At 68.7% G+C, this 20,828-nt stretch carries 17 protein-coding genes and 1 pseudogene; 14 read left to right on the top strand and 4 right to left on the bottom strand.

The genetic code is table 11. From position 1 onward, the window contains the following. Window positions 1-86: 86 nt before the first annotated feature. From OG758_RS15425 to OG758_RS15415, 3 genes are all read left to right on the top strand, one after another. On the top strand, window positions 87-830 hold the full coding sequence (locus OG758_RS15425) for an aldose epimerase family protein (RefSeq protein WP_326710540.1): 744 nt from the start codon (window positions 87-89) through the stop codon (window positions 828-830). Continuing rightward, window positions 712-1,200: an aldose epimerase family protein gene (locus OG758_RS15420; RefSeq protein ID WP_326710539.1), complete on the top strand. Its 489-nt coding sequence runs from the start codon at window positions 712-714 to the stop codon at window positions 1,198-1,200. The genes OG758_RS15425 and OG758_RS15420 overlap by 119 nt, the downstream gene beginning before the upstream one ends. Window positions 1,201-1,475: 275 nt before the next feature. Then, window positions 1,476-1,757 carry a hypothetical protein gene (locus tag OG758_RS15415; protein WP_326710538.1) on the top strand — a complete coding sequence of 94 codons (282 nt, stop codon included), beginning with the start codon at window positions 1,476-1,478 and terminating at the stop codon, window positions 1,755-1,757. A 143-nt stretch (window positions 1,758-1,900) separates the two neighbouring features. Here OG758_RS15415 and OG758_RS15410 read toward each other — a convergent pair whose 3' ends face one another. Beyond that, the gene (locus OG758_RS15410) at window positions 1,901-2,677 is read right to left on the bottom strand and encodes an IclR family transcriptional regulator (RefSeq protein ID WP_326710537.1); all 777 of its coding nucleotides are present in this window, start codon (window positions 2,675-2,677) and stop codon (window positions 1,901-1,903) included. 10 nt (window positions 2,678-2,687) lie between these two features. Further along, window positions 2,688-3,113: a MarR family winged helix-turn-helix transcriptional regulator gene (locus OG758_RS15405; protein ID WP_266675118.1), complete on the bottom strand. Its 426-nt coding sequence runs from the start codon at window positions 3,111-3,113 to the stop codon at window positions 2,688-2,690. A gap of 201 nt (window positions 3,114-3,314) precedes the next feature. Between OG758_RS15405 and OG758_RS15400 the strand changes: the two are divergent. The 10 genes and pseudogenes from OG758_RS15400 to OG758_RS15355 all read left to right on the top strand — a co-directional run. Continuing rightward, window positions 3,315-3,598: pseudogene (locus OG758_RS15400) on the top strand (MaoC/PaaZ C-terminal domain-containing protein); the annotation flags it as partial. Window positions 3,599-3,651: 53 nt separating this feature from the next. After that, the gene (mgt, locus tag OG758_RS15395; RefSeq protein WP_326710536.1) at window positions 3,652-4,863 is read left to right on the top strand and encodes a macrolide-inactivating glycosyltransferase; all 1,212 of its coding nucleotides are present in this window, start codon (window positions 3,652-3,654) and stop codon (window positions 4,861-4,863) included. A 126-nt stretch (window positions 4,864-4,989) separates the two neighbouring features. Then, complete coding sequence (locus OG758_RS15390) at window positions 4,990-7,242, top strand: bifunctional glycosyltransferase/CDP-glycerol:glycerophosphate glycerophosphotransferase (RefSeq protein ID WP_326710535.1); 2,253 nt, start codon at window positions 4,990-4,992, stop codon at window positions 7,240-7,242. Between the two features lie 22 nt (window positions 7,243-7,264). Next, window positions 7,265-9,493, top strand: a complete 2,229-nt coding sequence (locus tag OG758_RS15385) for a bifunctional glycosyltransferase/CDP-glycerol:glycerophosphate glycerophosphotransferase (protein ID WP_326710534.1) — start codon at window positions 7,265-7,267, stop codon at window positions 9,491-9,493. Between the two features lie 51 nt (window positions 9,494-9,544). Further along, complete coding sequence (locus OG758_RS15380) at window positions 9,545-11,788, top strand: bifunctional glycosyltransferase/CDP-glycerol:glycerophosphate glycerophosphotransferase (RefSeq protein WP_326710533.1); 2,244 nt, start codon at window positions 9,545-9,547, stop codon at window positions 11,786-11,788. Between the two features lie 80 nt (window positions 11,789-11,868). Beyond that, window positions 11,869-13,422 carry a hypothetical protein gene (locus OG758_RS15375; RefSeq protein WP_326710532.1) on the top strand — a complete coding sequence of 518 codons (1,554 nt, stop codon included), beginning with the start codon at window positions 11,869-11,871 and terminating at the stop codon, window positions 13,420-13,422. 93 nt (window positions 13,423-13,515) lie between these two features. Continuing rightward, complete coding sequence (locus OG758_RS15370; RefSeq protein ID WP_326710531.1) at window positions 13,516-14,955, top strand: hypothetical protein; 1,440 nt, start codon at window positions 13,516-13,518, stop codon at window positions 14,953-14,955. Between the two features lie 79 nt (window positions 14,956-15,034). Then, entirely contained in the window at window positions 15,035-17,086 is a 2,052-nt protein-coding gene (locus OG758_RS15365) for a N,N-dimethylformamidase beta subunit family domain-containing protein (RefSeq protein ID WP_326710530.1), read from the top strand. A gap of 48 nt (window positions 17,087-17,134) precedes the next feature. Then, entirely contained in the window at window positions 17,135-17,584 is a 450-nt protein-coding gene (locus tag OG758_RS15360) for a hypothetical protein (RefSeq protein WP_326710529.1), read from the top strand. A gap of 58 nt (window positions 17,585-17,642) precedes the next feature. Continuing rightward, window positions 17,643-18,266, top strand: coding sequence for an acyltransferase (locus OG758_RS15355; RefSeq protein ID WP_326710528.1), 624 nt, complete (start codon window positions 17,643-17,645; stop codon window positions 18,264-18,266). Window positions 18,267-18,302: 36 nt separating this feature from the next. Here the strand turns inward: OG758_RS15355 and OG758_RS15350 are convergent, their stop codons facing one another. After that, a complete protein-coding gene (locus tag OG758_RS15350) occupies window positions 18,303-19,271 on the bottom strand; it encodes a glycosyltransferase family 2 protein (protein WP_326710527.1) in 969 nt (322 codons plus the stop codon). A gap of 144 nt (window positions 19,272-19,415) precedes the next feature. Between OG758_RS15350 and OG758_RS15345 the strand changes: the two genes are divergently transcribed. Further along, window positions 19,416-19,808 carry a GtrA family protein gene (locus tag OG758_RS15345; RefSeq protein ID WP_326710526.1) on the top strand — a complete coding sequence of 131 codons (393 nt, stop codon included), beginning with the start codon at window positions 19,416-19,418 and terminating at the stop codon, window positions 19,806-19,808. Between the two features lie 9 nt (window positions 19,809-19,817). Here the strand turns inward: OG758_RS15345 and OG758_RS15340 are convergent, their stop codons facing one another. Continuing rightward, on the bottom strand, window positions 19,818-20,810 hold the full coding sequence (locus OG758_RS15340; RefSeq protein WP_326715928.1) for a Gfo/Idh/MocA family oxidoreductase: 993 nt from the start codon (window positions 20,808-20,810) through the stop codon (window positions 19,818-19,820). Between the last annotated feature and the right edge of the window lie 18 nt (window positions 20,811-20,828).

Here is a 20,828-nt window from a genome sequence, read left to right as displayed (position 1 = left end):
TCGACAGAGCCCCTGCTCCCACTATCAGCCACTCGGGTGGCCCTTGCGCGTCGAAGCGGTGGACGACCGCTCGCCCGGGCGATGGGGTGGCGCAAGGAGATGATCCACGTCCGGCTGGTGAGCCGGGTGAACAGGCCCGGCGATCTCACCGGCGGGAACGTGTCGCGCTTGACCGGGTCGATGCGGGGCCGCACGCTCCCGATGGGAGGGGCGGCGCCGCGGGCCACCACCACGTCGGCGCCCGACGGCACCGACAGGGCGGACCGAGGAGGCCACGCGTGCAGCAGAGCCGCACTGGACGGCAACTGACCCTCCGCCACGGCGCGCACAGTGCCGTCATCGTGGAGCTGGGAGCGGCCGTTCGGTCCTACGCGGTCGGTGAACGCACCGTGATCGACGGATTCGCAGAACAGGACCGGATCACCGGCGGGCGCGGTCAGATCCTGGTGCCGTGGCCCAACCGGATCCGTGACGGACGGTACCCCTGGGACGGGCAGGATCTGCAGCTGCCGCTCACCGAGCCGGCCGGCGGCAACGCCATCCACGGGCTGCTCCGGTGGGTCGCGTGGCGGGTCGTGGAGGCGAGCGGCAGCCGCGCAGTCCTGGAGGTTCCGCTGTGGCCGCAGCCGGGCTACCCGTTCCACCTCCACGTCCGCGCCGAGTACGCCCTGGGCGAGAGCGGCCTCGAAGTCGCCGTCACCGCGCGCAACCTTGACGCGAGCGCCGCACCCTTACGGCTTCGGCCAGCATCCCTACATCACCCCGGGCACCGGGGTCGTCGACCAGGCGGTGCTGACCGTCCCCGCACGGACATGGCTGCGCACCGATGAGCGCGGACTGCCGGTGGCCGCCGAGCCGGTCGCCGGGACCGAGTACGACCTGCGAACGCCACGAGCTGTCGGTGCGCTCCGCCTGGACACCCCATTCGGTGACCTCGACCGGGACGCGGACGGTCGGGCCGTGGTGCGTCTGGCCCACCCGTCGGGTGCCTTCGGTACGGACGTGTGGCTAGGTGAGGGCGCCGATTACGTACAGCTCTACACCGGCGACACTCTGCCGCCGGAGGAGCGCCGTCGAGCGGTCGCCATCGAGCCGATGACCTGCCCCCCGGACGGCTTCCGCAGCGGCACCGGGCTCGTCACCCTCGGCCCCGGCGAGCAGCACACCGTCCGCTGGGGGATCACGCCGTGGGAAGAGTGACGGCGCCGTCACGGTCCCCGACCTGACCCTCGCCGGGCCGAGGACCACGATGCGACGTGGACCTGCTGGGGTTCGCCGCAGCCGCCGCTGTGGTCGTGCAGGACCGCCACCGCCGTGGGCCGTGCCGTTCCCACGATCCGTCTGCCCGTGGTGCTCTCGACCGGCCTGCTCCCCATGGCGATCTGCGCGGCGGCCACGCGGCACACAGCGCAGGTCGGACCCGGCCGGCCGGCAAGAGCACCGACCCGTCCCACCGCACGTCGAAAGGGCCACTCGTGACGACGAATCAGGTGCTCATCGGCGTGGGCTCGATCCTCGTCCTGGCCGTCGGATCGCAGATCCTGGCCGGCCGCCTGCGCCTCCCCGCCCTCATCGTGCTGCTCCCGGTCGGCTTCGCCGCCGGCGTGCTGATCGACGACGTCGACCCCGAGTTCCTCGTGCGGCGGGACGGCCGCCTCGATCCGGTCACGGGAGGCAGCACGTCGGCGCCCCGGCCGGGAGACATGGCCGTCCTGCCGGCTCCGGGCCGACGGGGTTCCGAGAGTCCGGCGCAGTAGGGTGGCCGTCGGCTCTCGGCCGCCCGAACCCCCGTCTTTCCCGGCGGGCCGTGCCTGGGACCGCGACTCACACGGCCCGACTCACCGGTGTCCGCGCACGTCACTCGCATGGGCACCGGCCGCCGCGGTCTCCTCCTGACTCCTCAGGGCCGCCAGCCCAGGGTGCGCGAGATGCCCCGGCCGGCGAGTCGTACGGCCGGGATCAGCGAGTGCGGCTGTGTCCCGGCCGAGGGGACCACGAGCGAGACCGCGGCCACGACGTCGCCCCCAGGCCCGCGCACGGGTGCGGCCACCGAGACCGCGTCGTCCGTGATCTGGCGGTCCGCCACCGCGCAGCCGGTGCGCCGCACCTCGGCCAGGGCGCGGCGCAGCCGGACGGGGTCGGACAGGGTGTGCGGGGTGAAGGCGGCGAGCGGGCCCCCGCAGACCTGGTCCTGGAAGGTCCTGGCGCTGTGGGCGAGGAGGACGAGTCCGACGCCCGTCGCGTGCAGCGGCCAGCGCGCTCCGACCCGGCTGCGCACGCCGACCGCGTGGCGGCCGGACAGCCGCTCGATGTAGACGACGTCGAGGCCGTCGCGCACCGCGAGGTGCACGTTCTCGTGGGTCGCCTCGTAGAGGTCCTCGAGGAAGGGCAGCGCGGCCTCGCGCAGGGCGGGGCCGCGCGGGGCCAGCGCCGCGAGTTCCCAGATCCGCAGCCCGACGTGGTAGCTGCCCGCCGCGTCGCGCTCCAGGGCGCCCCACGCGGTGAGCTCGCCCACCAGGCGGTGGGCGGTGGCCAGCGGCAGTCCGGCCCGGCGGCCTATCTCGGTGAGGGACAGCGCGGGTCTGCGGTGGTCGAACGCGCCGAGCACCGCCAGCAGCCGCTCGGCCGCGGAACGGCTGCGCGCCGCGCCCGCGGAGTACTGCGACGGCTCGGTCATGTCCGCCGGGTCAGCCCCGGTCCGCTTCCGCGACCCGCGCCAACAGGGCCTGCAGCGTGGCCCGTTCGCCGGGAGCGAGGGGGGCGAGCAGTTCGTCGGTGACGCGCCGGCTGCCCTTGTCGGTGTCGCGCAGGACGTCCTTGCCCCGGTCCGTGAGGGCGACGATGCGGCTGCGCCGGTCGCCCGGCGCGGGTCCCCGCTCCACCAGGCCGAGTTCCTGCAGATCGTCCACCAGGCTCACGATGGCGCTCGGGTCGTAGCCGAGCCGGTCGCTCAGCTCGCGTTGCAGGGCGCCCTCCACGGTGGCGAGGTAGCGCAGCAGCGCGTAGTGCCGCAGCCGCAGGCCGAACTCTTCGAGCGTGGCGTTGAACAGCCGGCCCGAGTGCAGCCCGAGCCGGTAGAGGAGATAGCCGGTGTCGGCGTGCAGCGCGCGCATCCAGGGCGCGTCTTCGTCAGCGATGTCGGGGATGTCGAGCTCCGGGGCCGGTCCGTGCGGGCACGGGGGTGCATGGGGTCGGCTCCAGCATGAAGGACTTAAAGGCTTACAGCAACTATTGATGACAACAATGATTCGTCTTGGCGTCCTTCTCGTCGGCCGGTACGGATTGAGCGGATCGGATCTCCTCGGCCGCCTTCTCCCCCGCCCATCGCGCACGGCTGTCTCACGCTCTCCCTCTTCATCCCGATGTTCACCGAGCTCCTCGACGTGGAAGGCGTCACCACCAAGGTCAACTACGGCCTGAACAAGGTCCGTTTCCCCGCCCCGTGCCGGCGGGCTCCCGCATCCGCCTGGCCGCGCGCCTCGCCGGAGTCGCGGACGTGCCGGGCGGCGTGCAGATCACGGTCGACGGCACCGTCGAGATCGAGGGAGCGGCCAAGCCTGCCGGTGTCCTGCAGGGCGTCTCGCGATTCTCCGCGTAGCGGCGGCCGAATGTAAGTTGCACGAGACGTCTCGTCTCACCTACCGTGGCGTCATGACCGTCCCCAGGAACGCCCATATCGCCATGTTCTCCATCGCCGCCCACGGGCACGTGAACCCGAGCCTCGAGGTGATCAGGGAGCTCGTCGCCCGTGGGCACCGCGTGACGTACGCGATCCCGCCGCAGTTCGCGGAGAAGGTCGCCGAGACCGGGGCCGAGCCGAAGGTCTGGCACTCGACGCTGCCCACCGACGACGACCCGGACGCGTGGGGCACGGAGCTGATCGACAACCTCGAACCCTTCCTCACCGACGCGATCCAGGCGCTGCCGCAGCTCATCGACCTCTATGAGGGCGACGAGCCGGACCTCGTCCTCTACGACATCACCGCCTACCCCGCCCGCGTCCTGGCCCACCGCTGGAACGTCCCGATCGTGCAGTTCTCACCGAACCTCGTGGCCTGGGAGGGCTACGAGGAAGAGGTCGGCAAGCCGATGTTCGAGCCGCTGAAGCAGACGCCGCGCGGCAAGGCGTTCTACGAGAACTTCGAGCACTGGATCCGGTCGAACGGGATCGACCGTTCCGTCGAGGACTTCATGGGCCGCCCCGACCGCTGCCTCGTCCTCATCCCCAAGGCGCTCCAGCCGAACGCCGACCGGGTCGACGAGAGCCGTTACACCTTCGTCGGCGCCTGCCAGGGCGAGCGGGCGGCGCAGGGCGAGTGGCAGCGCCCGGCCGGTGCGGAGAAAGTCCTCCTCGTCTCGCTCGGTTCGTCCTTCACCAAGCAGCCCGCCTTCTACCGCGCCTGCGTCGAGGCCTTCGGCGACCTGCCCGGCTGGCATGTGGTGCTCCAGATCGGCAAGTTCGTCGACGAGGAGGAGCTCGGCGAGATCCCCGCGAACGTCGAGGTGCACCACTGGGTGCCGCAGCTGGCGATCCTCAGGCAGGCCGACGCCTTCATCACGCACGCGGGCGCGGGTGGCAGTCAGGAGGGCCTCGCCACCGCGACGCCGATGGTCGCGGTCCCGCAGGCCGTCGACCAGTTCGGCAACGCCGACATGCTCCAGGGCCTCGGCGTCGCACGCCACGTGCCGATGGAGGAGGCCGCAGCCGGGAATCTCAGGGAGGCCGTACTCGCCGTGGCGTCCGACCCCGAAGTGGCGCGCCGCCTCCAGGAGATCCGCGCGGACATGGCGGGCGAGGGTGGCACGGCCCGCGCAGCCGACCTGGTGGAGGCGGCGGGCAGGACGGTTGCCCGCCAAGGGTGAAGGGAACGCAGGCGTTCACGGGGGACCCCTGATCATCCCGGGTCCCCCATATGCCATATACGGCGTAACTTCGGATGCTATCGGTCGTTTTCGGGCAATATGCCGCTGACGACCCATGGATGCCCTTTGCCACGGTTCAGTGTGATTGTCCCCGCGTACATGGTGCAGGCATATCTGCATGAATGCCTTGAATCCGTCCTGGAGCAGCCCTTCACGGACCTTGAGCTGATCGCGATCGACGACTGCTCACCGGACGGCAGTGGAACGATCATCGACGAGTTCGCGGCCCGGGATCCGCGCGTGCGTGCCGTCCATCTGACGGAGAACGCGGGTCTCGGCCGAGCCCGCAACGCGGGGCTCGAACGCGCCACCGGCGACTACGTGATCTTCCTCGACAGCGACGACTCCCTCGCCCCTGACGCGCTGCACGCGATCTCCGACCGGCTCAAGAACACGGACGGCCCCGACGTCCTGGTCTACGACTACGTACGGTCGTACTGCACCGGGACGACGGCCCCCGACACCGTCACGGCCCAACTCTCCGAGGAGGGCCCGGCGGCCTTCACCCTGGACGACCGGCCAGGCCTGCTGAGAGTCCTGCACGTCGTCTGGAACAAGGCGTACAGCCGTGAGTTCCTGGAGCGTGCCGGCTTCACCTTCGCTCCCGGCTACTACGAGGACGTCTCCTGGACCTATCCGGTGCTGGTCACCGCGGAGACGATCGCGGTGCTCGACCGGGTCTGCGTGCGGTACCGGCAGCGCAGACGAGGGGCGATCACCTGCTCCCCCGGGCGCAGGCACTTCGAGATCTTCGACCAGTACGACCGGGTCTTCGCCTACCTGGACGCACACCCCGAACTGGCGCGCTGGCGGCCCTTCGTCTTCCGCCGGATGCTCGACCACTTCAGCACGGTGTTCACCGTGCGCGACCGGCTGCCGCGCGGCAGCCGCCCCGAGTTTCTGCGCCAGGCCCGCATCTACAGCCGCCGCTACCGCAGCCCGGGCGCGACGCCCCGCACGCGCACCAGAATCCGGCACGCCCTGGTGCGCCTGGGCGCGCACCGCAGCTACCTCGCCCTGTACTTCGCGCGAGCCCTCCAGCGACACGTCCGCCGCGCCGCCGTCGCCGCATACGGTGCCGCCAGGGCGGCCGCACTCCAGATCCACTACCGCATCCAACGGCTCCTTCCGCTGCGCGAGAACGACGCCGTGTTCTCCGCCTACTGGGGCCGCGGCTACGGCTGCAACCCGGCGGCGATCGAGGCGAAGGTCCGCGAACTGGCGCCCGGCATCCGCACCGCCTGGATCGCCGGCCCCGCACACCACCACACGATCCCGCCGGCCACCCGTCGCCTCACCCCCGGCTCGGCCGCGTACTGGACGGCGCTGGCCCGCTCCAAATACCTGGTCAACAACGTCAACTTCGACCGAAGACTCGTCAAAGCCCGGGGCCAGGTGTTCCTGCAGACCCAGCACGGCACCCCGCTCAAGCACATGGGCCTCGATCTGCTCGACCGGCCCGCCGCCGTCGGCGACACCGACGTCCGGCGCATGCTCGCCAACTGCGACAAGTGGGACTACGTCCTGTCCGCGAACCGCCATTCCACGCTCGTCTGGGAGCGGGTCTACCCCGCTGCGTACACCACGCTCGAGTACGGCTATCCGCGCAACGACATCTTCCAGCACGCCACCGGCAAGGACGTGGCCCGGCTGCGCGAGACCCTGGGCATCCCCCGGGATTCCGTCGCGATCCTGTACGCCCCTACACACCGGGACTACCGCCGCGCCCAGCGCCCCGCGATCGATCTGGAGCGCATGCTGCGCTCACTCGGCCCCAGCTTCACGGTGCTCACCCGCGCCCACCACTTGTCCGGCACTCCGCTCGTGGACAAGGGCTCGTCCCGGCTGGTCGACGTTTCGGACCACCCCTGCGTCGAATCCCTGTGCCTGGCGAGCGACGCGCTGGTCACGGACTACTCCTCGCTGATGTTCGACTACGCCAACCTGGACCGCCCGATCGTCGTGTACGCCGACGACCGGGCGGCCTACGAGGCGGCCCGCGGCACCTACTTCGACCTCTGGAGCTTCCCGCCCGGCGTGGTCGCCACCGGTGAGGACGAGCTGATCGACGTCTTCGCGACCGGGGAGTGGCGCAGCCCGCGCTCCGCCCAGCGGCGCGCCGCGTTCCGGAGTCGCTTCTGCCCGTACGACGACGGGGGCGCCGCGGAGCGCGTCGTGCGGCATGTCCTCCTGGGGGAGACGACGGGTCTGCCGTCCGTCGTGCCACCGGAGGAGCGGCGCCCGGCGGCGGCCCCGGCGGCATCCGGTCCGCGGCAGGAGCCGGAGGCAACCGTGACTCTGCCGACCGGCGCCGCCTGAACGCCCACCGAAGGAGAGTGCGTTGCCCCGCTTCAGTGTTGTTGTTCCTGCCCACGACGTGCCGGGGCGGCTGCCCGACTGTCTTGATTCGGTGCTCGGCCAGGCCTTCGCCGACTTCGAGCTGATCGCCGTCGTCACCGCCCCGGAAGGGCTGTGTGCCTCGATCGTGGCCGCGCACGCGGACCGCGATCCGCGGATCAAGGTGCTGCACTCGCCAACGGGCGACGGCCTGTCGGGCGCACGCAATGCGGGAATCGCCTGCGCCGAGGGCGAGTTCCTGCTCTTCCTCGACGGCGACGACACGCTGGTGGCCGACGCTCTGGGAGTCCTCGACGCCCGGCTCACCGAATCCGAAGAGCCCGATCTGCTGCTCTTCGACCATGAGCGGGTGCACTGGTTCGACGGCGGCAGAGGGGCGACCCTCGAGCGGCTGTGGCAGGGCGCCCCGGCCGGGACCTTCACGGTGGAGCAGCATCCCGCGCTGCCCGATGTGCTGGTGCCCGCATGGAGCGCGGCCTATCGGCGCGACTTCGTGTCCCGGCACGAACTGGCCTTCGTACCAGGCATGTTCACCGACATGGTGTGGAGCGTACTGGCCGCGCTGCGAGCCGAGAGGATCGCGCTGCTCGACCGGATCTGCGTACGCCATCTGCTGCGCCGCCAAGGCGGCCGGAACACGATCCCCGGCCGCCACCACATGGATCTGCTCGACCAGTTCGACCTGGTGATGCGCCGGGCGGCGGAGCTGAAGCCGGACGCGGCGCTGCTCGGCAGCGTCTTTCACCAGTTGGTGTGCGGGGTACTCAAGACCGCGGCATCCCCCGGGCAGCTGCCGAGCCCGGCGCTGCGGCGACGGTTCTTCCGGCAGGCCGCCCGGCTCTACCGTCGGCACCGCCCCGCGGGCCACCGCCCGCCAGGAGGCAGCGTAGGACTGCAACACGTGTTGCTGGCTTCCCGCTCGTACACGGCATTCCGCGCGTTGCGCGGCACGAAGCACCGCCTTGGCAGCGTGGCGCGGCTTGTCCGACGGTTCCTCAGGAGACTGCGGAAGCGGAGCGGCAACCCGTACGGGGCCTACCTCAGAAGGCCGGTCGACGAGAACCTCGCTGTCTTCTCCTCGTACTGGGGCCGCGGCTACACCTGCAACCCCGCCGCCGTCCACGCGGCGGCGCGGCGTCTGGCCCCGCATGTCAAGACGGTCTTCCTGGCGACGAAGGACCACGCGCGACAGATGCCGGACGACGTGGAGTGCGTGGTGATCGGAAGCGCCCGCTACTGGGAGGTGATGGCCACCGCCAAGTACACCTTCAACAACGTCAACTTCGAGATGTCGGTCAAGAAGCGCCCCGGCACCGTCCATGTGCAGACCCAGCACGGCACCCCGCTCAAGCGCATGGGTGTGGACCAGGCGGAGTTCCCGGCGGCGGCGGCCGCGGCCGGCTCGCTCGGCAAGCTCCTGCAGCGCGTGGACCGCTGGGACTTCAACCTCTCCTCGAACCGCCACTCCACCGAGGTCTGGGAGCGGGCGTACCCGGGCGAGTACGAGAGTCTGAACATCGGCTATCCGCGCAACGACGCGTTCTACGGGTCGACGGCCGAGGACGTGGCCGCGATCCGGCGCCGCCTCGGCGTCCCCGAGGACCGGATCGCGGTGCTGTACGCGCCGACCCACCGCGACTACCGCACGGACTTCCTCCCCCAGCTGGACCTAGTCGCGTTCTGCGAGGCGCTCGGCGATCAGTTCGTGGTGCTGCTGCGGGCCCACCACTCCTACGAGGGGGCCGCGGGTCTCGAAGGGATGCTGCGCTCCGGCGCGTTGATCGACGTGACGGAGCACCGTTCGCCCGAGGAGGTGTGCCTCGCCGCGGACGCGCTGATCACGGACTACTCGTCGATCATGTTCGACTACGCCAACCTCGACCGCCCGATCGTCGTGTACGCCGACGACTGGGACGTCTACCGGGAGACGCGGGGCGTCTACTTCGACCTGCTCGCCGCGCCGCCGGGGCCGGTGGCCCGTACCCAGGACGAGCTGACGCGGATCTTCCGCAGCGGTGAGTACGACGGCGAGGCCGCGGCCCGGCTGCGCGGTGCGTTCCGTGAGCGGTTCTGCGAATTCGACGACGGGCTCGCCGCGGAGCGGGTGGTGCGCCGGGTGCTGCTCGGTGAGCCGGCCGAGGCTTTGCCGCCGGTCGTTCCGCTGGGCGAGCGCGTTCCGGCCCCGGCAGCTGCCCGCGTCCCGCACCACTGACCCGTCCGAACCGCACGCCCACCCCCATCCCTCACGACCGTGGAAGAGCCCGTGCCTCGTTTCAGCGTCATCGTCCCCGTCTACAAGGTTCAGGGCTACCTGCGCGAGTGCCTCGACTCGATCCTGACCCAGTCCTGCACCGACATCGAGGTCATCGCGGTCGACGACTGCTCACCCGACAACTGCGGCAGCATCATCGACGAGTACGCGGCGCTCGACGCCCGGGTCACCGCGGTCCACCTGCCGGAGAACGTCGGCCTCGGCCGTGCGCGCAACGCGGGGGTCGGCCACGCGACCGGCGACTATCTGCTCTTCCTCGACAGCGACGACAGCTATACCCCCGGCGCGCTGCGAGCCATCGACGAGCGGCTCACCGTCACCGACGACCCGGACGTACTCGTCTTCGACCATGTGCGCACGCACTGGTGGGGCCGTGGCGGCAGGAGCATGACGGCGGAGCTGCTCGCCTCCGCGGGCACGGACACATTCGACATCGTGAGCAGCCCCCAGTATCTGCATCTGTTCCTGGTCGCCTGGAACAAGGCCTACCGTCGCGACTTCTTCACCGGCCACGGATTCACCTACCGGGAGGGTCTCTACGAGGACGCCCCGGTCACCTATCAGGCGTTGATGTGTGCCCGCCGCATCGCATGCCTCGACCGGGTGTGCGTCCAGTATCTGCAGCGCAGGCGTGGCGCGATCACACGCACCCCGGGGCGCAGGCATTTCGACATCTTCGCGCAGTACGCGGGGTTGTTCGCGTTTCTCGACGAACACCCGGAGCTGAACGGGTCGAGGCCGCTCCTCTTCGAGCGGATGATCAACCACTTCCTGGCGACGCTGCCGCTCGGCGAGCGAGTGCTGCCCGAGGACCGGGCCTCCTTCTACCGGGAGACAGTGGGGTTCTATCGGCGCTACAAGCCGGACGGTTTCACCCCGCCGCGCGATGCCTACCGCACCCAGTGGCGCCTGCTCCCCGGCAGCCCGTACCCCCTGTTCCAGGCCTGCGTGCTGGCCGAGCGGCTACGGAAGGCGTCCCTCCGCAAGAAGGGCGAGCTGCGCAGGAAGACCACGCGGCAGATCAAGCGGACCATCGCCCGGACCCAGCGCCGGCGCCCGCTCGATCCGAATCTCGCCGTGTACTCGGCCTCCTGGCACCGCGGTGTGCTCGGGGATCCGGCGGCCATCCATGACGCGGCCCGGATGCTGGCCCCGCACATCCACCCGGTGTGGGTGGTGCGGCCGGACGACGTGGAGTTCCTGCCGAGAGGCATCGACCACGTCGCCCCGGACTCACCGCGTTACCACCGAGTGACGAGCCGCGCCACGTATTTCATCAACAACGTCGACTGGACGCACGGCCTGGTGAAGCGCCCGGGGCAGATCCATGTGCACACCCACCAGGGGACACCTCTGGGGCACATGGGCGTCGACCTGCTCGGCCGCCCGGCCGCGAGATACCACGTCGATGTCCGTGCGACGCTCCGGCGAGCGGACCGCTGGGACTTCAGCCTGGTCTCCAGTCCGTACGCGCAACAGATCTGGGACCGCGCCTATCCCTGTCACTTCACCTCGATTCCGACCGGCGCCCCGCGCAACGACGTGCTGGTCAGGGGGGACGCGTTGCGGACGGTCGCCCTGCGCGAGCGGCTCGGTGTCCCGGGCGGCAACACCGTGGTGCTCTACGCCCCGACCTGGCGCGGCCACCGCAAGTCGTACGTGCCGCGGCTCGACCTCGAGCACCTGGTGCGGGAGCTGGGGCCGACGGTCACTCTGCTCGTCCGGTTGCACCCGAGGGACGCCAAGGCCGAGATCCGTGGTCTGCAGCTGCGCGACCTCCAGCGGCGCGGGCTGCTCCTCGACGTCACCGACGAGCCGTCCGTACAGGACATGATGCTCGTCTCCGACGCCCTGCTCACCGACTACTCGTCCCTGATGTTCGACTACGCCAACACGGATCGCCCGATCATCGTCCACGGCGATGACTGGGCTGCGTACCAGGCGGCCCGCGGTGCCTACTTCGATCTGCCGGCCGAACCACCGGGCCATGTCTCCACCAGCACCGACGAGTTGACGGATCTGTTCGCCTCCGGGGCGTGGCAGGACGCGCGCTCCGCCGCTCTTCGCGCCGCCTTCCGCCGGCGGTTCTGCGCGTACGACGACGGCCACGCGGCCGCCCGGGTGGTCTCCCTGATCATGCTCGGCCGTGAGTACCCCCCGTCCTCCATTCCCCAGCAGGACGCACGACAGCTCCGCGGCGCCGCGCACCCCGCTCTCCCGGACGGCACACGATGACCACGGCCGCGGCCACCGCCCAGTCCTTCTCCGCACCTCCCGCTCGCCGCTCCGGTCCGCACGCCCAGGAGATCTCTGCCATGTCAGACACCCGGCCCCGTTCCCGGCTCCGGTCCTCAGCGGCGGCGGTGAAGGCCCAGGATCTGTGGTCGCACGTACCGTCGGCGCTGCGGTTGCCGCTCGTCGTCTTCCTCTCGTGCCAGGCCTGCTACCTGCTGTGGTGGATGGCGTTCTACCCCGGCCTGATCGACTACGACGCTCTCGCCTACACCTGGCAGGTCACCACCGACCACTGGATCTCCAATCACTCGGTCCTCTACAACTCCCTGCTCTGGCTGTCCCTCAACACCACTGGGGGCTTCGCGGCGCTGACGCTGCTGCAGACGATCGCGATGTCCGCGGTGCTCGGCTACACGTGCGCGAGCCTGCGCGCTCTCGGCGTACGCGGACGGTGGAGCGCACCGGCCGCGCTGGCCTGCGCGGCGGCTCCGCCGCTCGGTGTGTTCACCGTCTACGTGGGGAAGGACGTGCCGTTCACGATCTGCGCGGTGCTGGTTTTCGCCGTGACGGTACGGCTGGTGGGCAGGCGGCTGCGGGGGAGCTGGAACGGCCGTCTGCGACGCTCCGAACTCCTGCTGCTGTGTGCCGCGTTCCTCGGAATCAGCCTCTTCCGCAACAACGGCTTTCCCGTTGCCGTGATCGCCGCGCTGAGCCTCCTTCTGGCCCTGCCCGGGGCCCGGCGCCTGATCGCCGTACTGGTCACGGCCACCACTGCCGTGACATTGACGCTGATGCTCGTGGTCTATTCGGCGGTCGGCATCCAGAAGCCGCCCAAGACGCTGGTCTACAACCTCCACTACGCCGACCTGGCGGTGGCCTACGCGCAGGCACCGGGCCTGTTCACCCAGGACGATCTGCGGCTGATGTCGCGGGCGGCACCGCTCTCGGACTGGCGTACGACCGGAGCCACTTGCTTTGCCTCCGACCCGCTCTACCGGACGCTGAACAGGCACGTCACCGACCAGCTCACCGAACCACTCGTGCAGTTGTGGTGGCGCACCCTGCGCAAGGCCCCCCAGAAGGTGATGGGCGCACGGATCTGCCGCGGGCACATCGCCTGGGCCGTCTTCCCCGGTCCTCAGGATCAAGGCGGCAGGACGTACAACTCCCTCAACTGGGTGAACCCGACGTTCTACAAGTGGTACCCGGAGATGAGGACCAGCCCGTACCGACAGGCGGCCGAGCCGCAGCCTCCGTCCCAAGCCCTCCGCGACGCCGGCGTCTTCGCGTATGCCGTCTCCCGCGTTCCCCAGCTGGAGTGGCTCCTGTGGCGCGGCGCGATCTGGTGCTACGCCACCTATGTGCTCGTCACCCGCCTCACCCGGGCCCGCGGATGCCGCCCTCTGTTCGCCCTGGCAGGCGTCACCTTCGGCACTCAGTTCACCGTATTCGTCGCGACCCCCTCGCCGTGCTTCCGCTACATGGCGGCCCCCATGTTCATCGGCGTGCTCTGCCTGTCACTCATTCCCGCGCTGCGCGGTGACGCACGCCCCGTCGTCCCGCCGCCGGCATCCAGGGCGACGTCGTCCACTACCTCGGACACCTCACCGAAGACCGTGGAGTACACCCGGTGAAAAGCCGGCGTAGCAGCTGAAACCGAACGTTGTCCGAACGCCCAGGAGATCTCCGTTTATCCCCGACAGCAAGTCCGTTCCGGCCGGTCCGAGATGAAGACCGTCACGAGGGTCCCGGCCCTCTGGTCGCGCGTACCTCAAGAACTGCGGTTGCCGCTGGCCGTCTCCCTCTCGTGCCAGGCCTGCTACCTGCTGTGGTGGGCGGCCTTCTACCCGGGTCTGATGAGCGTGGACTCGGTGGCCTACACATGGCAGGTCACCACCGGCCACTGGCGCTCGGACCACTCGGTGCTCTACAACGCGCTGGTCTGGCTGACCCTCAACATCACGGGGGACCTCTCCGCGCTGACACTGCTGCAGACGATCGCCATGTCCGCTGTGCTCGGCCTCACGTGCGCAAGCCTGCGGACTCTGGGGGTGCGGGGGCGGTGGAGCGCACCGGTCGCGGTGGTCTGCGCAGCCGCTCCGCCGCTCGGGTCCTTCGTCGTCTTCGTGTGGAAGGACGTCCCGTTCACCATCTGCGCGGTGCTGGTCTTCGCGGTGTCGGCGCAACTGCTGGGCAGGCGTTTGCACGGCACGTGGAACGGCCGTGTGCACGGCTCGGAGCTCTTGCTGCTGTGCACCGGGCTCCTGGGCGTCGACCTCTTCCGCAACAACGGCTTCCCGATGTCCGTGATCGCGTCGCTGGCCCTGCTCCTCGCGCTGCCCGGAGCCCGGCGCCTGATCGCCGGACTTGCCGCCTCCGCCACGGCCCTGACGCTGCTGCTCATGCTCGTGGTCTATCCGGCGGCCGGCGTCGAGCAGCCGAGCAAGTCATTCGTCTACAACCTGCACTACGCCGACCTCGCGGTGGCCTACGCGCAGGCACCCGGCCTGTTCACCCCGGCCGACCTGCGGCTGATGGCCAGGGTGGCGCCGCTCTCGACCTGGCGCGGCGCCGGCACCAACTGCTACGTGTCCGACGTTCTCTACTACAACCCTTCGCTGAACCGGACCGTGGCCGACCGGCTCAGCGAACCGCTGGTGCGGTTGTGGTGGCGGGTCCTGCGCATGGCCCCCGAGCAGATCTTCGGCGCGCGGCTGTGTCGAGCGCACATCGCCTGGGCCGTCTTCCCCGGACCGCGGGACAAGAGTGCCAGGACATGGACGTACGGCACGTCGATCCCCGCCGACCTGTGGGGTTTCCGCCCGATCCAGGACAGCCCGTACCGGCCGGTGCTGAAGGCCCGACCGCTGTCCCAGGCCCTCAACCACGCCGCCACCTTCGGCCGCTCCGCCTTCCGCGTCCCCCAGCTCGAGTGGCTCTTCTGGCGTGGCGCCACCTGGTGCTACGCCACCTACGCGCTCGTGGCCCTGCTCGCCCGGGCCCGCCGCTGCCGCCCCTTGCTCGCCCTGACGGGCGTCACCCTCGGCGTGCAGCTCACCGTGCTCGCCGCCAATCCCGCGCCGTGCTTCCGCTACATGGCGGCCCCCATGTTCATCGGCGTTCTCTGCCTTTCTCTGATCCCCGCCCTGCGGGCCTCGACCCGATGAGATCGTGTCGATTCTTGCACGCGGACCTATAACGCACGATCATGCCCACGGCGGTTTATCTGAAAGGGCATCCAAAGACATGACTTACGACCCCCAACAGCGGTTCTTGAGCTTGGTGCCCGGCGGCAACGGAATTATGTACGCGATTCAGGCCGACGGAAATCTGTATTGGTATCGGCATATCAACTGGACGACGGGCACCCCCGCCTCCTGGGCAAATTCTGGCGCCCCTCGACTCATCGGTACCGGATGGCAGAAATTCCGTTTCGTCCTGGCCGCCGCCGACGGACAGGTCTTCGCGTTCCTGCCGAACGGGGATCTTATCTGGTACCGATACCTTCTGTCCGACCTCAACACCGGTGCCGGGAGCTGGCACTCGGCAAGCGGCAGTCGCATCGGTACCCAGTGGAACTTCCCGCGTGTCATCGGTGGGTGGAACAATGTCTTCTATGCGCAGGACGGCAACGGAGACCTTCGTTGGTACAAATATACCGGTACCAATGGTTCCTTCAGTTGGGCGCCGAATTCGGGTGCCAAGATCGGTTCGCAATGGCAGCCCTACACCCAGCTGTTCGCCGATCCGAACGGCGTTATTTTTGGAACACGGCACGGCAGTGCGCTCAGCTGGTTCCGCTATCTCGGCTCAACTGGGTCTTTCAACTGGGCGAACGGTGGCGTGCCGGTTGACACCACCATTCTGGGGCCGTTCGAGAGAGGGCTCTTCTCCAATGGTTCCGGTGCCGTGTACAAGATCAATACCAACACCGCCAACCCGCCGGGCCCCGACAACCAGCTCCAGTGGTACCGCCTGCTCAACTCCGAGACCGTCAATACCAGCGGCGTTCAATGGGCGGGCGGATCCGGCGCTGTGGTCGGCACGGGTTTCACCCGCGAGAATTCAGCGGCGCTGCAGGGCTATCCGACGTCGGTATCCACTCGACAGGGCACGAATCTCGACATCCATGTGTCCACGACGTTTCCTTCGTACACATCGTCCACTGTTCGTCTTGCTCCTGCCTCGGGTGCCCCCGTCACGGTCACCGCGCCCGCCAGTCGCACGGGACAGTTCCAGCTGCTGAAGAGCGGATATCACGCCGCAGGGTGCGGGTGGAATCCTTCCTTCTCGGTGTCCGTGGGGACCGGGACGAGCTGGCCTTCGGGCGTATATGCATCGCAATTGAAATCGCCCCAGGGCAAAGAACACAACGTGATGTTCGTCGTGCGCCCTTCATCACCGCAGCGGCAGATCGCCGTCCTGGTGCCGACCAATACTTACAACGCCTACAATTTCTGGGGCGGACACAACCAATATACGGCCGGTCAATCCGGTGCGCAGCGGACCGTCACCCTGCAGCGTCCCAATATGGGAACTTCGTGGGACAACTCCTATCTGGCGGCTCCCGGAATCATTGACCACCTGCTCTACAGTGACCTGCTGCTGTTTCGATGGATGAGCTCACAGAACATCCAGTACGACTGCTACGCGGACAATGACCTGCATGCGACGGGTGCCGGCTGGCTGCGGACACCCGCGCAGGGAGGGAATTACAAGGCGGTGGTGCTGACCACCCATCCCGAGTATTTCACCCAAACCGCGCGCGACAACATCGCGGCCTTCCAGAACAACGGCGGCCGCATCATCTACCTGGGTGGGAACGGCATCTACGAACGGATGCAGTACACGCCGGACGGTAACGCGGTCATTTTTCGGCGGCCCGACGGCTCACGCGATGTCTTCGCGGATTCCGGGCAGTCCGAATCGCAAATCCTGGGCGTATCGCACTTCCCGCCGACGTATATGTCCTTCGCCCCGTACGAGGTACGCGACACCGGGAACAATCCTTTTACGGCGGGAACCGGTCTGAGCGTGGGGGACAGCTTTGGCAGCGTCTCCTACGACATTGCTGCCAGCGGCTGGGAAGTTGACCGACTGCAAGCCGCCGTGCCCGGAGCCGTACTCATCGCGGAAGGGCTCAATAGTACGGGCGGTGCCGAAATGGTCTATGTGCCGCCCGTTTCCCCGAAGGGCTGGGTGTTCACGGCCGGCTCTCTGTCCTTCACCGGCAGCATTCCGTTCGACACCGCGATCCAGAAAATCCTGCTGAATGTATTCGCGAAAGCGGTGGCCTAGCGTCTTGGCGCACAAGACCAGGCACCGCCGACAGGGAGAGGAGAGAACATGAAGGAGACCTCGCGTCGCACCGTACTGGTCGGCACCGCGGCCGCGATGATTTCGCTGGGCCTTCCCGCATCGACTGCTGGTGCGGAGCCCGCGCAAGAGGAACCGCCGGCCACCGCGAGAGAGAAACGGCCGGCAGCCGGCGCCTGCGGAATGCTGGGCAGCGCGGAGGTCTGCGTCACGGCACGAGAAGTCCAGGATGTAACCGGCCTCCAGTACGTCATCACAAATAGCGGCACCCAGCCGATGACCTACACCCTGTGGTACGAGGACACGACCGGGGGGCCCGAATCAGGCAAGGTCACGGAAACGGTGAAGGCAGGGGAGGTCGCCACCGGTTACTTCTATGGCGCCGTCCAGCACTGTTTCACGCTACATGCGTGCGAAAAGGCTGGGAACGCGTGCATCACCCTCGGACCCGTCTGCGGCGAAATTCCGTCAGGCTGGTAGCAGGAACGAACGGGCCAAGTCCCCGCACCCAGACCCCTGTTGGGTCGTTCCACAGCACATGAAGCAGAACAGTGAAGTGGTGTTCGCTCCCGTCAGGATCGCTGCCGGGGCCCAGGTCGACGAGTCGGTCGCGCTCGGCCCCGGCACCGCCGTGTGGGAGCTCGCCCAGATCCGTGAGCAGGCCGTGCTGGGCGACAACTGCGTGGTGGGGCGGGGCGCCTATGTCGGCCCCGGCGTCCGGATCGGCAACGGGGTCAAGATCCAGAACCACGCCCTGGTCTACGAGCCGGCGGAGCTCGGCGACGGCGTCTTCGTCGGTCCCGCGGTCGTGCTGACCAACGACCACAACCCGCGCTCGGTCGACCCCGAAGGGCGGCCCAAGCAACGTGACGACTGGGAGCCCGTGAGGGTCACGGTCGCCGAGGGCGCGTCGCTCGGCGCGCGTTCGGTCTGCGTGGCCCCGGTCCGCGTCGGCCGCTGGGCGATGGTCGCCGCCGGTGCCGTGGTCACACGGGACGTGCCGGACTTCGCCCTTGTCGCCGGCGTCCCGGCCCGTCACATCGGCTGGGTGGGCCGTGCGGGCCGACGCCTGCGTGAAGTCCCTGGCTCGACCGGGATGTGGGAATGTCCGGGCACCGGCGCGCTGCACGCCGAGAACGACGGCGTTCTCACCGAGGTCTGATGCGAAAGCCGCCACTGGGCGAGGCCGCGGCGGACTTCATCCGGAACCTGCGATCCCGGCGGTGGCGGCTCGGCGGTCCGGGCTCTCCTGGATATCGAGCATGAGGGCGCCGATGAGAAAGTGAATCCCGGTGAGGAACGGCATCGTCGCCAGCAGGACACTCCCCGCGCTGGCGCTCGCGGGCCCGAGCGTGTGGATCAGTACCCAGGTGCTCGCCGCGCTGCCGAAGGTGATCAGGAACAATCCCGCCAGGAGCAGCAGAGCGATCGGCGAAAAAGAGAAGACGACGTATTTCAGGAGAACGCGTCGCCCGGACCCGCGAGCCAGCTGGCCGATCAACGCAGGAATGACCTTGTGCATCCGCATGGTTGACACCTCGTTCCCGTAGACCGCGGGAATAGGGACGTCGCAGGCCGGGATCCGAAGGATGTTCAGATTGATCAGAAGGTCGTTTTCGAATGAGTAGTCCTTGGCCACGCGGTCAAGGTTCAACCGTTCCAGCGCTGCCCGGTGGATCGCGGTGTACCCGTTCTGAGGGTCGAACAGGTGCCAGTACCCGGATGCCAGCTTGGTCATGAAGGAGAGGATGACGTTGCCGAGAATCCGGTGTTTCGGCATTCCGCGGTAGGAGTCGCGCGAGTAGAAGCGGTTCGCCTTCGTGAAGAGGGCGGTCCCGTCGCAGATCGGAGCCAGTAGGGCGGGAAGATAGGCCGGGTCCATTTGTCCGTCGCCCGCCATGACCACCGAGACGTCGCACCCCAGCCGCAATGCTTCCTTGTGCCCGTCGCAGACCGCGCCGCCGACTCCGGTATTGGTCTCGTGCCGGATGAGCACCACACGCGGGTCGCCGGCGTCGGTCGCCTCGACGGCCGTCGAGTCACTGCTGGCGTCGTCGATCACCACGATATGGTCGACGAAATCGGGCGTGGTGTTGATCGTCCGGGCGATCAACTTTTCCTCGTTGTACGCCGGTACCACAACCGCGACTTTCATATTCTGATACACGGAGAAAAAACCTCTCACGGTTCTTCAATTGGAATACGCCTGCGACGATGGGCTTGAGCAGGGAGGAAGGTACCAAAAATCGTACGGAATTTGTGGGACGCCGTTCACCGCTTTTCCTCGGCTGATACGACAAGGTTCCTCCTTGTGGGAGGGCTGTGCTACACGATCGATGTGGGGACGCTGGTCCTGCTGCACGGTGGACTTCATATGCCGTTGGCCGGGGCCACCTCACTGGCGTTTGTGACCGTACTGGCGGTCAACTTCGGACTCAACAGAGCTTTCGTATTTCGCAGCGGCGCACTGGCCGGACCGGCCTTCGCCAAATATCTGGTGCTCGTCGGACTCAACTACTGCGCAACCGTGGCGACGGTCACCGGGCTGACGGCTTTGGGCATGTCGTACGTAGCGGCGAAGACGACGTCGACCATCGTCAATGCGGTGGTGAACTACGGTGCGTTCCGGTGGTGGGTCTTCAGGTCACCCGGTGCGCGAAGCCCCGGCAGTCCGGGCAGGCCCGCGCCGACCCGGATGCCGTGACCCGGCACTTCACGACCGCTGGGTGACCGCCGCCAGATTCGGGGGGTGCGGGCTCTGCAGCGGCAGGTACGCCTTGCGACGTGCCGAGTCGAGGACGGCCTCGGCGACCTCGACCGTCCTCAGCCCCTGCTCGAGGGTGACGATGTCCGTGCCCTTGCCTTCCACGGCGTCGCGGAACCGCTCGTGCTCGACGAGCAGCGGCTCGCGCTTGGGGATGGCGTACCGGACCATGTCGCCCTCAGCGGCTCCGCGGAAGTTGCTCAGTGCTTCCCACTCCGTGGCGACGGCGCCGTTGGCGTGGAAGGTGAGGTCGGCGGTGAGGGTGTCCGCGATGAAGCAGCCGTGCTCGCCGGTCACCGCCGTGAAGCGCTCCTTGAGCGGGCTGAGCCAGTTCACGAGATGGCTGACCATGGTGCCGTTGGTGAGCTCACCGACGACCGCGACCATGTCCTCGTGCGGGCGGCCGCTCTTGGAGAGGGTGCGGGCCGCCACGGAAGCGTAGGGGCATCCCGTCACCCAGCTGGTGAGATCGATGTCGTGGGTCGCCAGGTCCTTGACGACTCCGACGTCCGCGATGCGCTGCGGGAAGGGCCCCTGCCGCCGCGTGACCACCTGGAACATCTCACCCAGCTCGCCCGCCTCCAGGCGCGAACGCAGGCTCTGCAACGCCGGGTTGAAGCGCTCGATGTGTCCGACCCCGGCGACCAGACCGGCCCTGTCGAAGGCGTCGGCCAGTCGTCGGGCCGCAGCCGCGGAGTGGGCGAGCGGCTTCTCGATCAGCGCGCACACGCCGTCGGCGGCCAGGGCGAGGCCGATCCCCTCGTGCAGCGAGGTGGGGCAGGCGACCACGGCGTAGTCGAGCCCGAGCGCGAGCAGTTCGGGCAGGGTGGCGAAGACCGGGGCGCCACGGGCAGCGCCCGTGGGGTCTCCCGCCGGGTCCATGGCACCGACGAGTTCGACGCCGTCGAGCGACGACAGCACCCGGGCATGGTTGCGCCCCATCGCACCCAGACCGACAAG

It is taken from the genome of Streptomyces sp. NBC_01474 (assembly GCF_035918215.1).
GTDB lineage: Bacteria > Actinomycetota > Actinomycetes > Streptomycetales > Streptomycetaceae > Streptomyces > Streptomyces aureus.
The sequence above is the reverse complement of the archived record's forward strand: the minus strand, read 5'-3'. Positions and strand labels throughout refer to the sequence as shown.